Here is a 16,121-nt window from a genome sequence, read left to right as displayed (position 1 = left end):
GGCCCGAGAGGTCGTCGATGGCGGACGCTCCCGTCGGGTCCCGTCGGCGCAGCGCGTCCCCGTTACAGATGTCGCCTCGAGCGGCGGCTTCCCCGCCGCTCCCCGAGGTGCGTCATGGGCCGACGTTACGCGAGCATCCTGGAGACGATCGGAAACACTCCCGTGGTCCGGATCAACAGGCTCGCTCCACCGAAAGTGAACCTGTTCGTCAAGGTCGAGGCCTTCAACCCGCTCGGCTCGGTGAAGGACCGCCTCGCCATCGCCGTGATCGAGGCGGCGGAGCGTTCGGGAGCGCTGAAGCCGGGCCAGACCGTCATCGAGGCGACCAGCGGCAACACCGGCATCGGCCTGGCCATGGTCTGCGCGGCGAAGGGCTATCCGCTGGTGCTCGTGATGGCCGAGTCGTTCAGCGTCGAGCGGCGCCGGCTGATGCGCTTCCTGGGTGCGAAGGTGGTGCTCACCCCGGCGGCGGAGCGCGCCGTGGGCATGATCAGGAAGACGGAGGCGCTCGCGGCCGCGCACGGCTGGTTCATGACGCGTCAGTTCGAGAACGAGGCCAACCCCGACTACCACTCGCGCACGACGGCGCAGGAAATCCTGGCCGACTTCGCGGGCGACGGGCTCGACTACTGGGTGACCGGCTACGGGACCGGTGGGACGCTCAAGGGCGTGGCCCGCGTGCTCCGCAAGGAAAGGCCGGAGACGAAGATCGTGGTCTGCGAGCCGTCGGAGGCCCCGCTCCTGGGCAGCGGGGCCGCGCAGTCACGCAATCCGGACGGCACCCCGGCCGCACCGCACCCGAGCTTCAAGCCGCATCCGATGCAGGGATGGACCCCGGACTTCATCCCGAAGCTGACCGGCGACGCGGTGGACCTGAAGCTGGTGGACCGCATCCTGGCCGTCCCCGGCCCGGAGGCGATCCGCTGCGCCAAGGAGCTGGCCGCACGGGAGGGCATTTTCGTGGGCATCACCTCCGGCGGCACGTTCGCCGGCGCCCTCGAGATCGCCGCCAGCGCGGAGCCGGGGGCCAACATCCTCTGCATGCTGCCGGACACGGGGGAGCGTTACCTCAGCACGCCGCTCTTCGCGGACGTGCCGTCGGAGATGACCGAGGAGGAACAGTCGATCGCGCGTTCCGTGGCGGACGCGGGCCCGAAGGCCTGAGGGCGCACGGCCATGGCGATCGTGTCGCGCAGGGCGGCGGCGGCGGATCGGGCGTTCGAGGCGGTCAAGAGCTTCTACTTCAGCTCGCGGTACGGCGAACGGCGCGGGGATGCCACCATCGCCGACTTCACCTTCGGGAACCCGCACGAGATGCCGCTCGACGGCCTCGTCGCGGCCATCCGCGAAGCCGCCGTCCCGCTCGACGAGAACTGGTTCGCCTACAAGTCCAGCGAGGAGGCGCCGCAGGCGTTCCTGGCCGAGACCGTCGGCCGGGAGCTGGGGCTTCCGCTCGAGTCCGCCGACGTGGCCCTCACCGCCGGAGCCTTCGGGGCCATCTCGCTCGCCTTCCGCCTGCTGCTCGACGCCGGCGACGAGGCCATCTTCAACGCGCCGGCCTGGTTCTGCTACGAGCCGATGCTCCTTGCGGCCGACGCCGTGCCGCGGGAGGTGGCGCTTCGCGCACCGCGCTTCGACCTCGACCTCGAGGCCATCGAGGCGGCCATCGGTCCGGACACGCGCCTCGTGATCGTGAACACCCCGCACAACCCCACGGGCCGGATCTACGGGCGTGCCGAGCTGGCGGGGCTGGCGGAGGTGCTGGAGCGCGCTTCGCGCCGGATCGGCCGCCGGGTCTTCCTCCTGTCCGATGAGCCCTATCGGCGCATCCGCTTCGACGGCCGGGCCTTCACCAGCCCGGCGGCCGTGTATCCGTGGACGCTCGTTTCCTACAGCTACGGCAAGGTCCTGCTGGCCCCGGGGCAGCGACTCGGCTACCTGGCCCTCTCACCGCTGATGCCCGCGTCCGACCGGCAGCAGCTGCGCGACGTCATGTTCGCGAGTCAGATGGCGCTGGGCTGGTGCTTCCCGAATGCGGTCATGCAGTACGCGGTACCGCAGCTGGAGCGCCTCTCCATCGACGTGGCGGCGCTGGCCCGCCGGCGCGATGCGCTGAGCGCGGCGCTGGGCCGGGCTGGTCACGCCGTCCTGCCGCCGGAGGGCACCTTCTACCTGTGGGCGCGGTGGGCGGGAGATCCGGTCCGCCAGTGGGAGGCGCTGGCCGACGACGGGATCTTCGTCATGCCGGGCACGCTCATGAAGCAGCCGGACTACTTCCGGATCAGCCTGACCGCGTCGGACGCGATGGTGACGCAGGCGCTTCCATACCTGGCCCGGCGGGCGTGAGGACGCCGCCCGGCGGTCCTCGGCCGCCAGTCGGATCTATGGTGCGCGCACCAGCGCGACCACCGAAGGCGAGTAGGTGATGCAGCCGGCGCAGCACTTCCCGGGTGCGCCCTCCACGGGCGTGAGCTGAACGTCCTGCGAAACGTAGCCGGGCGCGGTGACCGTGACGCTGACGACTGCATCGGGCAACTGCTCGGTGCCCGTCGTGCACCGGGTCGCCCCACCGGCGTCGGTACATGCCCAGGTCACGCTCCCGCCACTGACGGCCGCTCCGGGCACCACGCCGGAGCTCACGGAATCCATGATCGTGAGGTCTCCCGACCGAGGACACGGCGAGCAGTTCACGTCCTGGCAAGCCTCGTCCTCGCAGCCGACCGTGCACAGCCCGAGGATCGAGAGCAGCGCGACGAGAGGGATTCGCATCGGGTCATCCTTGCGCCGACAGTGAAGTCCGTCAAGCCCTTTGGCCGTCACATCCGGCTCGGCACCGAGTTGCCTGGCGAGCGCGGGACGATCGGCGGCCGGTCCCGGATCACTTGACCGGCGATCGGCCTTCCTCGTCGATCAGCGCTGCTTCGGCGGGCGAGACGGTCCTCAGCCTCGTGAGGAGCGAGGCCGCGGCGTTCCAGCATCCGACGAACCATGCGGCTAGGAGGGTTCCGGCCTTCGTCGTGAAAGTCGTCTCATGTCGCTGGTCTCCCGGCCGGCCTCACGCCAATGGATTGGCCGCCACGGAGAGTATAAGTGGCACCCGGAGACCGCAATCGCCTCCGCCGGTCACCTCGAGTGACTGGCGATCCGACGCGCAGTGAGGCGACCGGGTCACGCGTCGGGCGCGGCGGCGGCGCTCGTGGCCTGTTGCCTCCGCAGGTACCAGGCGAGCGCGAGCGTGACGGCCGCGAGCACGGCGAGCAGGGGCAGCGCGCCGGACGCGGGGCCCTTCGGCGAGGAGGCGAGGCGTGCGCCGTGCGCGAACAGGGCGCCCGCGACCATCCCCGCGAGCGCGCCGCCGGCGCCGGCGTCTCCCTCGCCGGCCATGACGAGCTGGCGCAGCGGGCAGCCGCCCATGAGCACGGCCGCGAGCCCCGCCACGGCGGTGGACGCGAAATTCGTGAGCGCGTCGGTGTGCGCGATCGGCTGGCCCTCGAAGCCGAACCGGAGCTGGCCGAGCACGGCGTTCGCCGCGAGCGCGCCCGCGACCAGCCCCGCGATGCCGAGCAGCTTCTCGGGGCGGCGCCAGAGGATGACGTCGCGGATGCCGCCGGTCGTGCACAGGCGGCTCCGCTGGGCGACGACGCCGAGCGCGAGGCCGGCGACGAGCGAGATCGCGATCGGCGCCCGCTTCACCGCGGGGGCCACGGTGAGGAAGGCGGGCGCTCCCCCGGTGAGGAGCGCGATCGCGAGGAGGACGATGGCGATCCCCGGGACGGCGAGCGCCGCAGGGAGGGACACCTCGCGCGACGCCGGGAGCGCGTACCCGCTGCGGAGCACCGCGGCCCCGACCGCGATCCCGGCGACGAGCCCGACGGCGCCGACGACCGCGTTCAGGTCGCCGCCGCCGACGCGCAGCCACACGCGCACGGTGCAGCCGAGGAACACCAGCGCGGCCACCATGAACACGAAGCCGAGCACGAAGCGCGGCAGGACGGCGACGCCGCCGCGCGGACGGAACTGTCCGGACGCGACGGCGGCGCCGGCCGCGCCGAGCACGAGCGCGGGGAGCTCGGGCCGGAGGTAGGCGAGGGCGCCCATCCCGGCGGCGGACCCGCCGAACGCGCCGGTGATGTCGCGCAGGAAGCAGGCGACGCAGACGCCCATGTTCCCGGGGTTCCCGGCGTACACGAGCAGCGATGCGACGACCCCGAAGAAGAGGCCGGCGAGGAGGAGCTTCCACAGGGCGGAAGAGGGGGACTGCGCTTGCATGCGTGCTGCTCCGTGCGCCGGGGAATCCCGGCACGGCCGAGGAGGGTGGCGGCGGCGGCTTGGTCTACGAGGCGAACTCGCCTCGGGCCCTCACGGGCGGGCGAGCTGGAGCGGCGCGCGGCTCACGATCGGCAGCACGGGCGCACCATACCCGAGCCACGGAAGGGGCGCGGCGGAAAGGCGTGCGGCACGCGGTCGCGCCGCGCGCTTCCACGGCAGCTGCGCCGCCCAGCGACCGCTCGGCGGATGGAGGTGCGCTCGACCCGCTGCCGCTCGTGCGCGCGGTTCGAGAACGCCCCGTCGAATCCGCGCGCTGCGGGGATCCGCTCCTTAGGTCCGACTGGCTTGGCGCGTCCAGGCAGGTCCTCGAGATGCCGCGCTCGTCGCAGCCCTTCCTCATCCGCGTGCTGACGGTAGGGAAGTGGCTCGCGGGAGCGCGGCACTGGCACTTCGCGTTCGCCTGGATCTTCACCGCGAACGCCCTCGTCTACCTCGCCTACTTCTTCGCGAGCGGCGCATGGCGCGAGCGGCTCTTCTCCCCGCGGCGCGACGCGCGGAACGCGTGGGAGACCGTGCTCCACGACCTGCGCCTCCGGCGTGCCGCGCCGTCGCCGGTGGGGCTCTACAACGGGATGCAGCGCCTCGTGTACACCGGCGTGCTCGCGATCGCGCCCCTCCTCGTCGCGTCGGGGCTCGCGATCTACAAGCCTGTCCAGCTGCCACGCCTCACGGCGCTCCTGGGCGGATACGACGCGGCACGCGCGATTCACCTGGGCGTGCTGGTGGCGCTCGCCGCGTTCCTCGTCGTCCACGTCGTGCAGGCGGTGCTCCACCCGCGGACGCTCGTCGACATGACGGCGGGCGGACGGAGGGCCGAGGCGTGACCGGTACGCGGCGAGCGTTCCTCCGGGCCGGCCTGCGCACGGGGGCGCTCGTCGCGCTCGGGGGCGTCGCGTGCGACTCCGACCACCCGCGGGCGGGCTTCCTGGGCCTCATGGAGCGGGTGAACGAGCGCTGGCAGCGGGCGCTCTTCGACCCGGGCCGGCTCGCGCCGGAGCTCGCCGAGAGTGACGAGAGCGCGCCCGGCGACTTCCCGCAGTACAGGATCGGGAGCGACTACCCCGCCGCGCCGGAGGGCTGGGCGCTGCGGGTCGGAGGCCTCGTCGCGCGCCCGGTCGTCCTGTCCGCGGACGCGCTCCAGCGCCTGCAGCGGACGCGCACGCGCGTCCGGCACCACTGCGTCGAGGGCTGGTCCGCCGTCGCGTCCTGGGACGGCGTGCGCGTCTCGGAGCTCGCGCGGCTCGTCGCGCCCGACCGGCGTGTCCGGTACGTCGAGTTCCGCACGTTCGAGGCTGGATACTACTCGTCGTGGGACCTCGAGAGCGCCCTTCACCCTCAGACGATCCTCGCCTACGGCATGAACGGCCAGCCGCTCGCACGCGAGTACGGCGCGCCGCTGCGGCTCTACTCCGCGGTGAAGCTCGGCTACAAGATGGTGAAGTGGGTGACCGACGTCTCCTTCCTGCCGGTTCGGACCGGCGGCTACTGGGAGGACCGCGGGTACGAGTGGTTCGCGGGCGTGTGACGGTGCCCGGCGAAGGGGGCGGACATGGCGGGTCGTGAGGAGCGCGGGACGAACGGGCGGGAGGCGCTCGCGCGGGCGCTGCGGTGGGTCGTGGCAGCCATGGCGTGCATGGCGGCGGTCAGCGCGCTCGCCGCGGAGGGCGAGCAGCACGTGCGCGGCGTGGTGAGCGAGGTGGCCGGCGACTCGGTCACGGTGAAGCTGCAGGATGGACGGCCGCAGCCGCTGAAGCTCGGGCCGAAGTCGCGCGTGAGCACCGCGACGCGGGCCGATCTCGGCGCGATCGCGAAGGGCGCGTACGTCGGCACGACGGCGGTCCAGGCGAAGGACGGCACGCTGCGCGCCGTCGAGGTCCACGTCTTCCCCGAGGCGGCGCGGGGCACGGGCGAGGGGCATCGCCCCTGGGACCTGAAGCCGGGCAGCTCGATGACGAACGCGACGGTGGCCGGCGCCGAGGATGCGAAGGGCGCTCGGAGCACGATGACGAACGCGAACGTCTCGGACGTCTCCGGCGGGTCCGGCGGGAAGCGGCTCGAGCTCACGTACGCGGGCGGCAAGCAGACGGTGATCGTTCCCCCGGGGACGCCAGTCGTGCGCATCGAGCCGGCGGACCGCGCCGCCATCGCGACCGGCGCGCACGTGTTCGCGGCGGGGGCGCCCCAGCCGGACGGGACGGTGCTCGTCGATCGGATGTTCGTCGGGAAGGACGGCGCGGTGCCGCCGATGTGAGCTCGAGGCGGAGGCCGAGCGCGGCGCCTGCCACCGGAGCGCTCAGGCGCGCCCGTACACCGGGATCACCGCGCCGCTCACGTCTCGTGCCGCGTCCGAGAGCAGGAACTCGATGACGGCCGAGAGCGATCCCGGCGCGACCCAGCGCGAAGCGTCGGCGCCGGGCATGGCGTCGCGGTTCGCGGGCGTGTCGATGGTGCTCGGCAGGACGGCGTTCACCCGCACGCCGGTCTCCAGCACCTCCTGGGCGATCACGCGCGCGAGCGCCACGACGGCGGTCTTGGCGACCGTGTAGCCGGCCGCGCCCGTCCCTGACCAGGGGCGCTCCACGTTCCGCGAGCCGACCACCACCACGCTGCCGGAGCGCTGCGCCACGAGACGCGGCATCAGCGCGCGCAGCGCGCGCTGCGCCGACTCGAGGTTCTCGTCGAGCATGCTCCGCCAGGTCCCCTCGTCGCGGTCCTCGTGGAACGGCTCGCCTCCGCGCCAGCCACCGGCGACCAGCGCAGCGCCCGAGACCGCGCCGAGGCGCGACCCCACGGCGTCGAGCGTCGCGTCCCACGCGGCGGTCGAGTCGGCCTCGAGGGTGAACCCCGCGAACCCGGCGCCGAGGTCCGCCTCGAGCGTTCGCAGGCGCTCCTCGTGCCGGCGGAGCCCCACGCCGGCGACGCGGTAGCCATGCGCGACGAGGTGGCCGGCGAGGGCGGTCCCGAGGGCTCCGACGGCTCCGGAGATCACGATGACAGGGGTCATGCTGCTCCTTTAGTGGCCCGCCGCCTGCACGGCAGCGCTCGGCGCATCGCGATGCCCACGCGGCCTTGCGTGCGCTCCGCACCGGCGAGCCACCGGGCTCGCGCGGCCTGCTCGCGCACCTGCTCACGTACGGAGCGAGGCGCGCGCGACCGTCGCACGTTGCGCGACGCGGTCTCGCGTTTGGGGGTGCCCGGATCACCTCCTCAGGCGCCTGATCTTCTCTCCCGAGAGCGGGCCGCCCAGCGCCGCGCTGATGTAGCAGACGTCGAAGCCGCCGGCGGTCAGCGGAAGCACGCTCCAGGCCATCGCCGCCAGGCCGAGCGCGCGATCGCGGTAGACGAGCCCCACCGCGAGGAACCCCAGGCCGGCGGCCAGCCTGAGGACCCGCCCCTGACCGCCGTTGATGAACTGCGAGAAGGCCGAGCGGTTGAACGTTTCGTGAAGGCTCATGAGGTTCTCCTGATGCGGACCCGCCGAGCGGGGACCGCAGGAGAACGTCTACCGTCGGGCCGCGTCGCGGGCGGGCCTTCCATGCGGTCCTCGTGGCCGCCGCCGCACCGTCGCGAAACTCTGCACCGTGTTGTGTTCCTCCGCAGTGCGGGGCGCGAGGCCGATCGCCTCGAAATCTCAGAGCATTCCGGGCGGGCGCGGCGCGGCGCCGCTGTCCCTCTCAGCAGTTCGCCGTGCGCGTCGCGGCGCACGCCGGGGCGCTCGCCGCGGCCGCTCGCGACCCAACCGCCCGCGTCCGCACGGGGTTCCCGGGATCGGGGTGCGGCCCGCGTGCGCTGGCCCGCGGCTTGCCATCGAGAACGGTCGAAGGGCGAAGGACCGCAGCGACGAAGCCCAACGCAGGAGCTGACAAGGAGCACGCCATGATGTTCGCACTCGTGCTGGCCCTCATCGGATTCGCCATCATCCCGGCCCTGAACCTCTCCGCCTCGCACTGACTCCCGTCGGCGGCAGCGCACGCGTACGGAGCGAGGAGCCCATGGCCTACGATCTACTTTCCGTGTACCCAGCGAAGCTCCTGGAGTACGGCCTCGGGATCGGCTACCTGCTGCTCTTCATCCCGTTCTGGAGGTACGTGCAGGGCGGCCGGCGCGAGGCGCGCGAGGTGATGCGGGTCGCGGTGCCGGTGCGCGAGGCGGTGTCCGCCGCCCTCCGTGCGGCGCGTCCCGCGGGCGCGACCGCCATCGCCCGGCCGGCCTCGGCCGGCTGGTTCCACGTCCCGGCCGACGTGCACCTGCACCCCGGCCACACCTGGGCGCGGCTGGGCGGCGACGGGCTCGTCTCCGTGGGCATCGACGACTTCGCCCACAAGCTGGTGGGGCCGGCGACGGTGGAGCTGCCCGCGGTCGGGGCGCGGGTGGCGCAGGGCGAGCCCGCCATCGAGCTGCGCGACGAGGACCGCGGGGTCGCGATGCTCTCGCCGGTGGACGGCACCGTGGTCGCGGTGAACCCGCGCGTCCGCGCCCACGGCGCGCTCGAGGACCCCTACGGCGCGGGCTGGCTGTTCAAGGTGAAGGCGCCGCGGCTGGTGGCGAACTTCCGGCAGCTCCAGGCCGAGGCGCCGGCGCAGCGGATGCTCGACGTGGCCGGGGACACCCTGGCGCTCCGCCTCGCGCCCGAGCTCGGGCAGGTCCTGCAGGACGGCGGCACGCCGGTCCACGGCATCGCCCGCGCGCTGGCAGGGGAGCGCTGGGACGAGCTGGCCCGGGAGTACTTCCTGACCTGAGCCGCCGCGGACGGGCCGAAGCGTCGAGGGCCGGCGAGCGCCGGCCCTTCGCCGTTCCGACGGGACCTCACCGCCGGCGGCGGCCGGCGACCCGGCGCGCGGGCGCCTCGGGCACCTTCGCGGCGCGCCCGGTCCACTGCTCCATGCTGCCGGCGGCGCCGAGCGCCGTGGACAGGACGTCGGCCAGGCCGGTGGGGAGGACGCCGTTCAGGAACGGGACGAGCTTCACGAGCCACGGCGTGCGGACGAAGACGCGATCCTGCTCGACCCCCTCGACGATCTCGTCGGCGAGCTGCGCCGGCGTGAGCATCGAGGTGAACAGCGGCGGGCGGGCGCCTTCGAAGAGGCCGGTCGAGACGTACAGCGGGCAGACGGTCGTCACGTGCACCTGGCGGTGCCCCTGGCGCGCGAGCTCGAGCCGGATCGACTCGGAGAACCCGACCACGGCCCACTTGCTCGCCGCGTAGGTGCTCGCGAACGGCACCGCGGTGAGCCCGGCCGCGCTCGCCACGTTGACGAGGTGCGCCTCCGGGCGGGCGACGAGGTCGTCGAGGAACGCGTGCGTCACCGAGACCAGCCCGAGCACGTTCACGGCGAACGTGTCGAGGTGCTTCTGGAGCGGGACGTCCGCGAACGCGCCGCCGAAGACCACCCCGGCGTTGTTGACCAGCACGTCGATGGGGCCGCCGCGCGAGTGGATCGCGTCGCGCACCTGCAGGATGGCGGCGCCCTTCGTGACGTCGAGGACGTGGTGCTCCGCGACCGCCCCGGCCCGGCGGATCGCGTCGGCGGTCGCGGCCAGGGGCTCCTCGTCCCGGTCGGTGAGGATCAGCGCCGCGCCACGGGCGCCGAGCCGCTCGGCGAGCGCCCGGCCGATCCCGGCCGCGGCCCCGGTGATGAGCACGCGCTTCCCCTTCCATGCCTTCATGGCGACCTCCGAGCCGTCCTCGCCGACGGTGCTCCTGGTGCCGAGCGCCGAGGCTGCGCCCGATGGTCGCAGACCAGCGAGAGACGACCGCGAACGAGCGGCCGGGCGGCACCGCCGGCCGAACGTCCTGCTCGTCTGTCACACCAGCCCGAGGGGACCGGTTCGAACTGGCCCCGCTCGTGCCGGCGTACGCTTCCCGCGCCTGGCGCATCATTGCGACGAGCGGGTGATGGACATGAAGAACGTCGTCAGCATCAGCCTCGGCGCGAGCGCCGGAGACTACGACTACACCACGCGGTTCATGGGGCAGCCGTTCCGGCTCCGCCGGTTCGGCGTGGACCACGATCTCCGCAAGGCGCTGGATCTGCTCGCGCGCTGGCAGGGCGAGTGCGACGCGATCGGCCTGGGCCTCGTCGCCGACCACCTGCTGGTGGGGACGCGGCGCTGGGAGGATCCCACCACGGCCGAGCTCGAGGCCGCAGTGTGCGAGGTGCCGGTCACCACCGGCGCCCGCCTCCGCGGCTTCCTCGACGAGTGGGCCATCCGGCACATCCAGGCGCACGAGCAGCGGTGCTTCACGAACGCGCGCGTGCTCTTCCTCTCGGGCCTCGCGAACTACGCCATCGCGCAGGCCGTGTCCGAGTACACGCACAACCTGAGCTTCGCCGACCCGCTGCTCCAGCTCGGGCTGCCGACGATCCTCGGCTCGGTCGCGCAGCTCGAGGCGTACGCGGCGCTCACGGCGCCGGTGCAGCGCCCGCTCCAGGCGGTCTGGGGGAAGGCGCCGCCCGCGCTGCGCGACGCGTGGACCCGGCGGATCCTCGACCGGGCGGCCCGCCACGCGAGCGTGCTCGTGGGGCCGCACGACGATCTCGGCGCGGCCGGGCGCGGGGCGCTGGACCGCAAGATCGTCCTCACCTCGGCGATCACGGACGAGGAGGTGAAGCGGCTCGGCGAGCAGGGGGTCGGCGTCGTCATCGACCGCACGCCGAAGCTGCTCGATCGCGTCGTCGGCCTGAACGTCATCGAGGCCATGATCATCGCCGCGCTGGGCCGCCAGCACCGCGACGACGTGCTCCACGACGAGTACCTGGAGATCTTCGGCGACATGAAGTTCGCGCCGCGCGTCCTGTACCCGTCGGGCAGGCCCCGGCGCGTGCACCGGTTCGCGTTCGTCATCCACCCGCTGTCGCGCGAGTACCTGAAGGCGTCGAAGCCCGTCGAGCTGGCGTCGCGCATCGCCCCGTCGGTCGTGCTGCCGGTCATCGAGAAGCTCATCGCCTACTCGCCGCCGTTCGTGTACTCGCGGGTCACCGGCATCCGGTCGCCGACCGGCACCGAGGCGGAGGGCTGGCTCATCACGGTGGGCGGGACGCCCAAGGAGCTCCTGGCCCACGGCCCCGAGTTCACGTACCGCCGGCTGCTCGCCGCCGCGAAGATCGCGGAGGGGCTCGGCGCGCAGATCATGGGGCTCGGCGCGTTCACCAAGGTGGTGGGCGACGCCGGCGTGACCGTCGCGAAGCGCGCCGGCATCCCCATCACCACCGGGAACAGCTACAGCGCGTCGGCCGCGCTCTGGGCCGCCGCCGACGCCGTGAAGCGCCTCGGGCTCCTCTCGCGCAACGCGGACGGACGGGTCGCCGGGAAGGCGATGGTGGTGGGGGCGACGGGGGCCATCGGGGCCGTGTGCGCGCGGCTCCTCGCCATGTCGTTCGAGGACGTCTACCTCGTCTCGCCCGAGATCGCGAAGCTGCTCACGCTGCGCGAGACGATCCTGGCGGACACGCCCGACGCGGTCCTGCACCTGTCGAGCAAGGCGGACGAGAACCTGCGCGACATGGACCTCGTGGTCACGGCCACGTCCGGCGCCGGCAAGAAGATCCTCGACATCATGAAGGTGAAGCCGGGCTGCGTGATCACGGACGTGGCGCGGCCGCTCGATCTCCCGGCGGCGGAGGTGGCGAAGCGGCCGGACGTGCTGGTGATCGAGTCGGGCGAGATCCAGGTGCCGGGCGGCGTGCGCATGCGCGACATCGGCCTCCCGGACGGCGTCGTGTACGCCTGCCTCGCGGAGACGATCGTCCTCGCGCTGGAGGGCCGGTTCGAGAGCTACACCGTCGGCCGCAACATCGAGTGGGAGAAGGTGAAGGAGATCTACAAGCTCGGCCTCAAGCACGGCATGCGGCTGGCGGCGATCTCCGGGGTGAACGGACCGTTCACCGACGAGGACATCGCCCGCGTTCGCGCGCTCGCGCTCGGGGCGCGCGCCCGCTGGCCGGGGCGGGAGCCGGCGCGCGGGCCCGCCGCATCGCCGGACCGCCCTATCCCGGCCCGGGGTTCCCGGCCGGCCGGATCTCGCACAGGTACGCCCGGTGAGGCACGGACCCGCTGATCGGATCGATCGCCGCGTTCCCGATCAGGAGGTTGAAGTTCGCGCCGTCGGGGCCGAACGGATCGTAGCCTGGCGCTCCGACCTCCGGGCACGGCTGCCACCACCCGTGCTGCCCGGAGACCACGTCCGGCTGCAACGTGTCGTTCAGCCGCGCCCGCGCGCGCACGCTGCCGTCGGGCGTCTCGATGCGGACCCAGTCGCCCGCCGCGATGCCGCGTCGCGCCGCGGCGGCGGGGTGGAGCTCGACCTCGGGATCCATCGCCTTCCGCCGCAGGCTGGGAAGCGCGCGGTGCTGGGTCTCGCAGAAGAGGGTGTGCTTCGTGCACGTGAGGACGAGCGGATAGCGCGCCGCGAGGTCGGGGCGGGAGACCGGACCGACGAGCGGCTCCTGGTACTCCGGCAGCGGCGGGTGGCCGTGGGCGTGCAGCGTCTCCGAGTACAGCTCGATCTTGCGCGTGGGCGTGTCGAAGCCTCGCGGGACCCCGGCGGCCTCCTCCGCGAACTTGCGGTAGCGCGTCTCGAGCGCGACGCGCGCGCCCTCGGGGTGGTCGCGCAGCCACTCGAGCGAGAGCCCCGAGGGTCCGAGCTGGTGGCGATAGGCGGCGTCCACGTCGCCGTTCCAGAAGTGCTCGCCGAGCCCGAGCGCGACGGCGAGGCGGAAGACGAGCTCGGTGTCGGAGCGCGCCTCGCCAGGGGGCGCGGCCACGGGACGCCGCAGCTGCACGAGCGACTGCGCCTCGGGGCTCACCTCGAAGCCGAGCTTGAGCGCCTCGCGCTCGAAGCCGCTCGCCACCGGCAGGACCAGGTCGGCGAGCTCCGCGGTGGGGTTCATGAACAGGTCCGCGTGGACGTAGAAGTCGAGCGCGCGCAGCGCCTCGCGCCCGCGCAGGACGTCGCCGTGCGACAGCAGGAGGTTGGAGCCGAAGCCGACGAGACCGCGCACCGCGTACGGCCTTCGTTCGAGGATGCCGCGGTACAGCTCGTCGGTGGTCGCGAACCCCCACCGCGCCGGGCCGAGCGGACGGTCGGCGACGCCGAGCCCGACCGCGGAGTGCTCCGGCCGCGGCGGCACCTCGGTGCCGACGGCGGGCGAAGGGACCGAGGGGAAGAGCACGTTGCCGCCCCGTGCATCGAAGCTGCCGGTCAGCACGGAGAGCTGCGCGATCGCCCGCGCGATCTGGGTCGAGCTGGTCTGCATCTCGACCCCGCTCCACGCGTAGTAGGCGAGGGGCCTCGCCTCCCACAGGAGCCGCGCGGCGCGCTCGACCTCGCCCCGCGGGACGCCGGTGATCGTCTCCACGCGCTCCGGCGTGTACGCCCGGCAGAGCGCGGCAAGGAGCTCGAACGCCGTCCGGCAGCGCACCTCGCCGGTCCGCGTCTGCAGCGTGTGCTCGCCGGACAGGGCGAGGTCCGCGGCCTCGACCTCGTACCGCCCGCGGCGGGGATCGTAGCGGGCCGGGCGGTCTCCGGTGCGGTCCCAGGCCACGTGGTGCCCGGGGTCCCCGCCCTCGGCGAGGTCGGCCTCGGTGAGGAGGCGGCCCGTGTCAGAGCGGACGAGCAGGGGGCCGTTCGTCCACTCACGCACGAACGGCTCGTCGAACCACCCGCGCTCGATCATCACGCCGGCGAGCCCGAGCGCGAGCGCGCCGTCCGTCCCCGGGCGCACCCGCAGCCACGCGTCGGCCCGCCGGGCGGGCTCCGTGCGCCGGGGATCGACCACGACGAGGCGCGCCCCGCGCTTCTGCGCCGCGAGGGTCGCGGTCGCGTGGCTGAGCCGCGCGTGGTTGGGGTTGTAGCCCCAGTAGAGGATGCAGCCGGCGTTCTCGAGGTCGGGAAGGTAGCGGCCGAGCACCGCCGCACCGAACGTGAAGCCGTTCGCGAAGTGCCGGCCCCAGCCGCACAGCTCCATCGCGACGACGAGGTTCCGGCTGCCGAACGTGCGCGCCAGCCGCTCGACCCAGGCCATGCAGTCGTCCGACGCCGAGGTCGAGGGTGACACCAGGCTGAACGCGACGCTCTCGGGCCCGGACTCCGCCGCGAGCGCGCGGAGCCGCGACGCGGTCAGCGCCAGCGCCTCGTCCCAGCCGATCCGCTTCCAGCCCGGGTCCGGATCGCCCTTCGGTCGCGTGCGCAGCAGCGGGTACTTCAGCCGGTCGGGATGATGGACGAGCTCGGGCCCGGCCCGACCCTTCGCGCAGAGCGCCTGGCCGGTGGGATGCGACGGGTCGGGATCGAGGCGGACGAAGCGGCCATCCTCGACGGTGGCGATCGCGCCGCAGCGCGAGACGCACAGCGCGCAGTACGTGGGGATGCGCTCCGCGGTCGTGTGGCCGGCGGCCATCGTCGGTGCCTTGGGCGCTGATGACCACGCTGGCTGGCCCGTCCTGGGTCTGAGCCCCGAACGGATGGCGGTCGAGGCGCGCCAGCGCACGCTCGGCAGCTTCCCCGAGGCCCGCGACTACGTCCCCGCACTACCTCCGGAGCTGGCCGCACTGCGCCTGGCGACGACCAGGCTCGCGACCACGCCGGTCGCCAGGATCAAGGTGACGACGCCGAGGGAGACGGCCGGGTGGACCTTGACGACGTCCACGAGCGCCATCTTCGCGCCGACGAACACCAGGACGGCCGCGAGCGACGGCTTCAGGTACGTGAACCGCTCGACGAAGCTCGCCAGCAGGAAGTAGAGCGAGCGGAGCCCGAGGATGGCGAAGATGTTCGAGGTGAACACGATGAACGGATCGCGCGTGATCGCGAAGATGGCCGGGATCGAGTCGACCGCGAACACGACGTCCGTGAACTCGATCAGCGCGAGCGCGAAGAAGAGCGGGGTCGCGAGGCGCCTGCCGCCCTCCACCGTGAAGAAGCGGTTTCCGTCCAGGCGAGGGGTGGCCGGGACCACGCGCTTGAGCGCGCGGAAGACGGCGCTCTGCTCCGGGTGAGACACGCCACCGCGCGCGAGGAAGAGCTTCACGCCGGTGAGGACGAGGAAGCCGCCGAACACGTAGATGATCCAGTGGAAGCGCTCGAGGAGGGCGGCGCCGGCCGCGATCATCGCGCCGCGGAGCACCAGGGCGGACAGGATGCCCCAGAACAGGACCCGGTGCTGGTACAGCGCCGGGATCCCGAGCGCGCCGAAGATCACGACGAACACGAAGATGTTGTCCACCGAGAGCGACTTCTCGATGACGTAGCCGGTCAGGTACTCGAGGCCGCTGTCGGCGCCGTGGCGCATCCACACGTAGGCGCCGAAGCCGAGGGCGAGGGCGATCCAGACCAGCGACCACGCGAGCGCCTCGCGCGGACCGACGGCGTGATCCTTCCGGTGGAAGACGCCCAGGTCGAGCGCGAGCATCACCAGCACGAAGCCGCCGAAGGCGGCCCATTCCCACAGCGCGTGTTCCATGGGCTGACCCCCGCTCGGTCGATCCCGGATCCGCGCGGATCATGGCAGAGGCGCCCGGCGCCACGATGACTTTCTCGCCGGCCGGGCTGCGGCGTGTTGACTCGTCACCGCGCACGACCGGGAACACCCCCTCAACGGCCTGGCCCGCCCAGCATCGGCGGAGCCGTGAGCTCGACCAGGTATCCGACGAGCCAGACGTCCCAGCGCTCCTCGAAGCGGATGTTCAGGGGGTCGCGACCGTGGTGGTACCGCACGAGCCGTCGTAGAGGGCCCGCGTCCGGCGCCCGGCGCAGCCGCGGCCCGAGGGGCGCGCGTCCTCCCGTTGCGGTT

15 protein-coding genes are annotated in these 16,121 nt (G+C 73.1%); 7 read left to right on the top strand and 8 right to left on the bottom strand.

The genetic code is table 11. From position 1 onward, the window contains the following. The first annotated feature begins 114 nt into the window (after positions 1-114). Positions 115-1,164 carry a cysteine synthase A gene (gene cysK, locus ADEH_RS11990; protein ID WP_011421368.1) on the top strand — a complete coding sequence of 350 codons (1,050 nt, stop codon included), beginning with the start codon at positions 115-117 and terminating at the stop codon, positions 1,162-1,164. A 12-nt stretch (positions 1,165-1,176) separates the two neighbouring features. Next, on the top strand, positions 1,177-2,346 hold the full coding sequence (locus ADEH_RS11985) for an aminotransferase class I/II-fold pyridoxal phosphate-dependent enzyme (protein WP_011421367.1): 1,170 nt from the start codon (positions 1,177-1,179) through the stop codon (positions 2,344-2,346). 36 nt (positions 2,347-2,382) lie between these two features. On the opposite strand, the gene ADEH_RS11980 is transcribed toward ADEH_RS11985, so the two are convergent. Next, positions 2,383-2,769 carry a hypothetical protein gene (locus tag ADEH_RS11980; RefSeq protein ID WP_011421366.1) on the bottom strand — a complete coding sequence of 129 codons (387 nt, stop codon included), beginning with the start codon at positions 2,767-2,769 and terminating at the stop codon, positions 2,383-2,385. Positions 2,770-3,168: 399 nt separating this feature from the next. Continuing rightward, positions 3,169-4,269 (bottom strand): YedE family putative selenium transporter, encoded by a 1,101-nt coding sequence (gene yedE / locus ADEH_RS11975; protein ID WP_011421365.1) that lies wholly within the window; start codon positions 4,267-4,269, stop codon positions 3,169-3,171. A 371-nt stretch (positions 4,270-4,640) separates the two neighbouring features. On the opposite strand from yedE, the gene ADEH_RS11970 reads away from it, so the two are divergent. The 3 genes from ADEH_RS11970 to ADEH_RS11960 are packed head-to-tail and all read left to right on the top strand — an operon-like array spanning position 4,641 to position 6,580. Continuing rightward, positions 4,641-5,153, top strand: coding sequence for a cytochrome b/b6 domain-containing protein (locus tag ADEH_RS11970; RefSeq protein ID WP_081436915.1), 513 nt, complete (start codon positions 4,641-4,643; stop codon positions 5,151-5,153). Beyond that, positions 5,150-5,854 (top strand): molybdopterin-dependent oxidoreductase, encoded by a 705-nt coding sequence (locus tag ADEH_RS11965; protein ID WP_011421363.1) that lies wholly within the window; start codon positions 5,150-5,152, stop codon positions 5,852-5,854. The genes ADEH_RS11970 and ADEH_RS11965 overlap by 4 nt, the downstream gene beginning before the upstream one ends. 24 nt (positions 5,855-5,878) lie before the next feature. After that, complete coding sequence (locus ADEH_RS11960; RefSeq protein ID WP_011421362.1) at positions 5,879-6,580, top strand: hypothetical protein; 702 nt, start codon at positions 5,879-5,881, stop codon at positions 6,578-6,580. 42 nt (positions 6,581-6,622) lie between these two features. Here ADEH_RS11960 and ADEH_RS11955 read toward each other — a convergent pair whose 3' ends face one another. Together ADEH_RS11955 and ADEH_RS11950 are read right to left on the bottom strand one after the other, a co-directional pair. Further along, positions 6,623-7,333 (bottom strand): SDR family oxidoreductase, encoded by a 711-nt coding sequence (locus ADEH_RS11955; protein ID WP_011421361.1) that lies wholly within the window; start codon positions 7,331-7,333, stop codon positions 6,623-6,625. A 195-nt stretch (positions 7,334-7,528) separates the two neighbouring features. Then, positions 7,529-7,783: a hypothetical protein gene (locus ADEH_RS11950; protein ID WP_011421360.1), complete on the bottom strand. Its 255-nt coding sequence runs from the start codon at positions 7,781-7,783 to the stop codon at positions 7,529-7,531. A 538-nt stretch (positions 7,784-8,321) separates the two neighbouring features. On the opposite strand from ADEH_RS11950, the gene ADEH_RS11945 reads away from it, so the two are divergent. Continuing rightward, positions 8,322-9,068 carry a glycine cleavage system protein H gene (locus tag ADEH_RS11945; protein ID WP_011421359.1) on the top strand — a complete coding sequence of 249 codons (747 nt, stop codon included), beginning with the start codon at positions 8,322-8,324 and terminating at the stop codon, positions 9,066-9,068. A gap of 67 nt (positions 9,069-9,135) precedes the next feature. On the opposite strand, the gene ADEH_RS11940 is transcribed toward ADEH_RS11945, so the two are convergent. After that, entirely contained in the window at positions 9,136-9,996 is an 861-nt protein-coding gene (locus ADEH_RS11940; protein ID WP_011421358.1) for an SDR family NAD(P)-dependent oxidoreductase, read from the bottom strand. Between the two features lie 229 nt (positions 9,997-10,225). Between ADEH_RS11940 and ADEH_RS11935 the strand changes: the two genes are divergently transcribed. Then, positions 10,226-12,388: a dehydrogenase gene (locus tag ADEH_RS11935; protein ID WP_011421357.1), complete on the top strand. Its 2,163-nt coding sequence runs from the start codon at positions 10,226-10,228 to the stop codon at positions 12,386-12,388. On the opposite strand, the gene ADEH_RS11930 is transcribed toward ADEH_RS11935, so the two are convergent. From ADEH_RS11930 to ADEH_RS23695, 3 genes are all read right to left on the bottom strand, one after another. Then, a complete protein-coding gene (locus ADEH_RS11930; RefSeq protein ID WP_011421356.1) occupies positions 12,318-14,729 on the bottom strand; it encodes a molybdopterin-containing oxidoreductase family protein in 2,412 nt (803 codons plus the stop codon). The genes ADEH_RS11935 and ADEH_RS11930 overlap by 71 nt on opposite strands. A gap of 117 nt (positions 14,730-14,846) precedes the next feature. Continuing rightward, the gene (locus ADEH_RS11925) at positions 14,847-15,791 is read right to left on the bottom strand and encodes a TerC family protein (RefSeq protein WP_011421355.1); all 945 of its coding nucleotides are present in this window, start codon (positions 15,789-15,791) and stop codon (positions 14,847-14,849) included. Positions 15,792-15,922: 131 nt separating this feature from the next. Then, on the bottom strand, positions 15,923-16,045 hold the full coding sequence (locus tag ADEH_RS23695) for a hypothetical protein (RefSeq protein ID WP_269528783.1): 123 nt from the start codon (positions 16,043-16,045) through the stop codon (positions 15,923-15,925). Between the last annotated feature and the right edge of the window lie 76 nt (positions 16,046-16,121).

This window comes from Anaeromyxobacter dehalogenans 2CP-C, assembly GCF_000013385.1.
Classification (GTDB): Bacteria; Myxococcota; Myxococcia; order Myxococcales; family Anaeromyxobacteraceae; genus Anaeromyxobacter; species Anaeromyxobacter dehalogenans_B.
The sequence above is the reverse complement of the archived record's forward strand: the minus strand, read 5'-3'. Positions and strand labels throughout refer to the sequence as shown.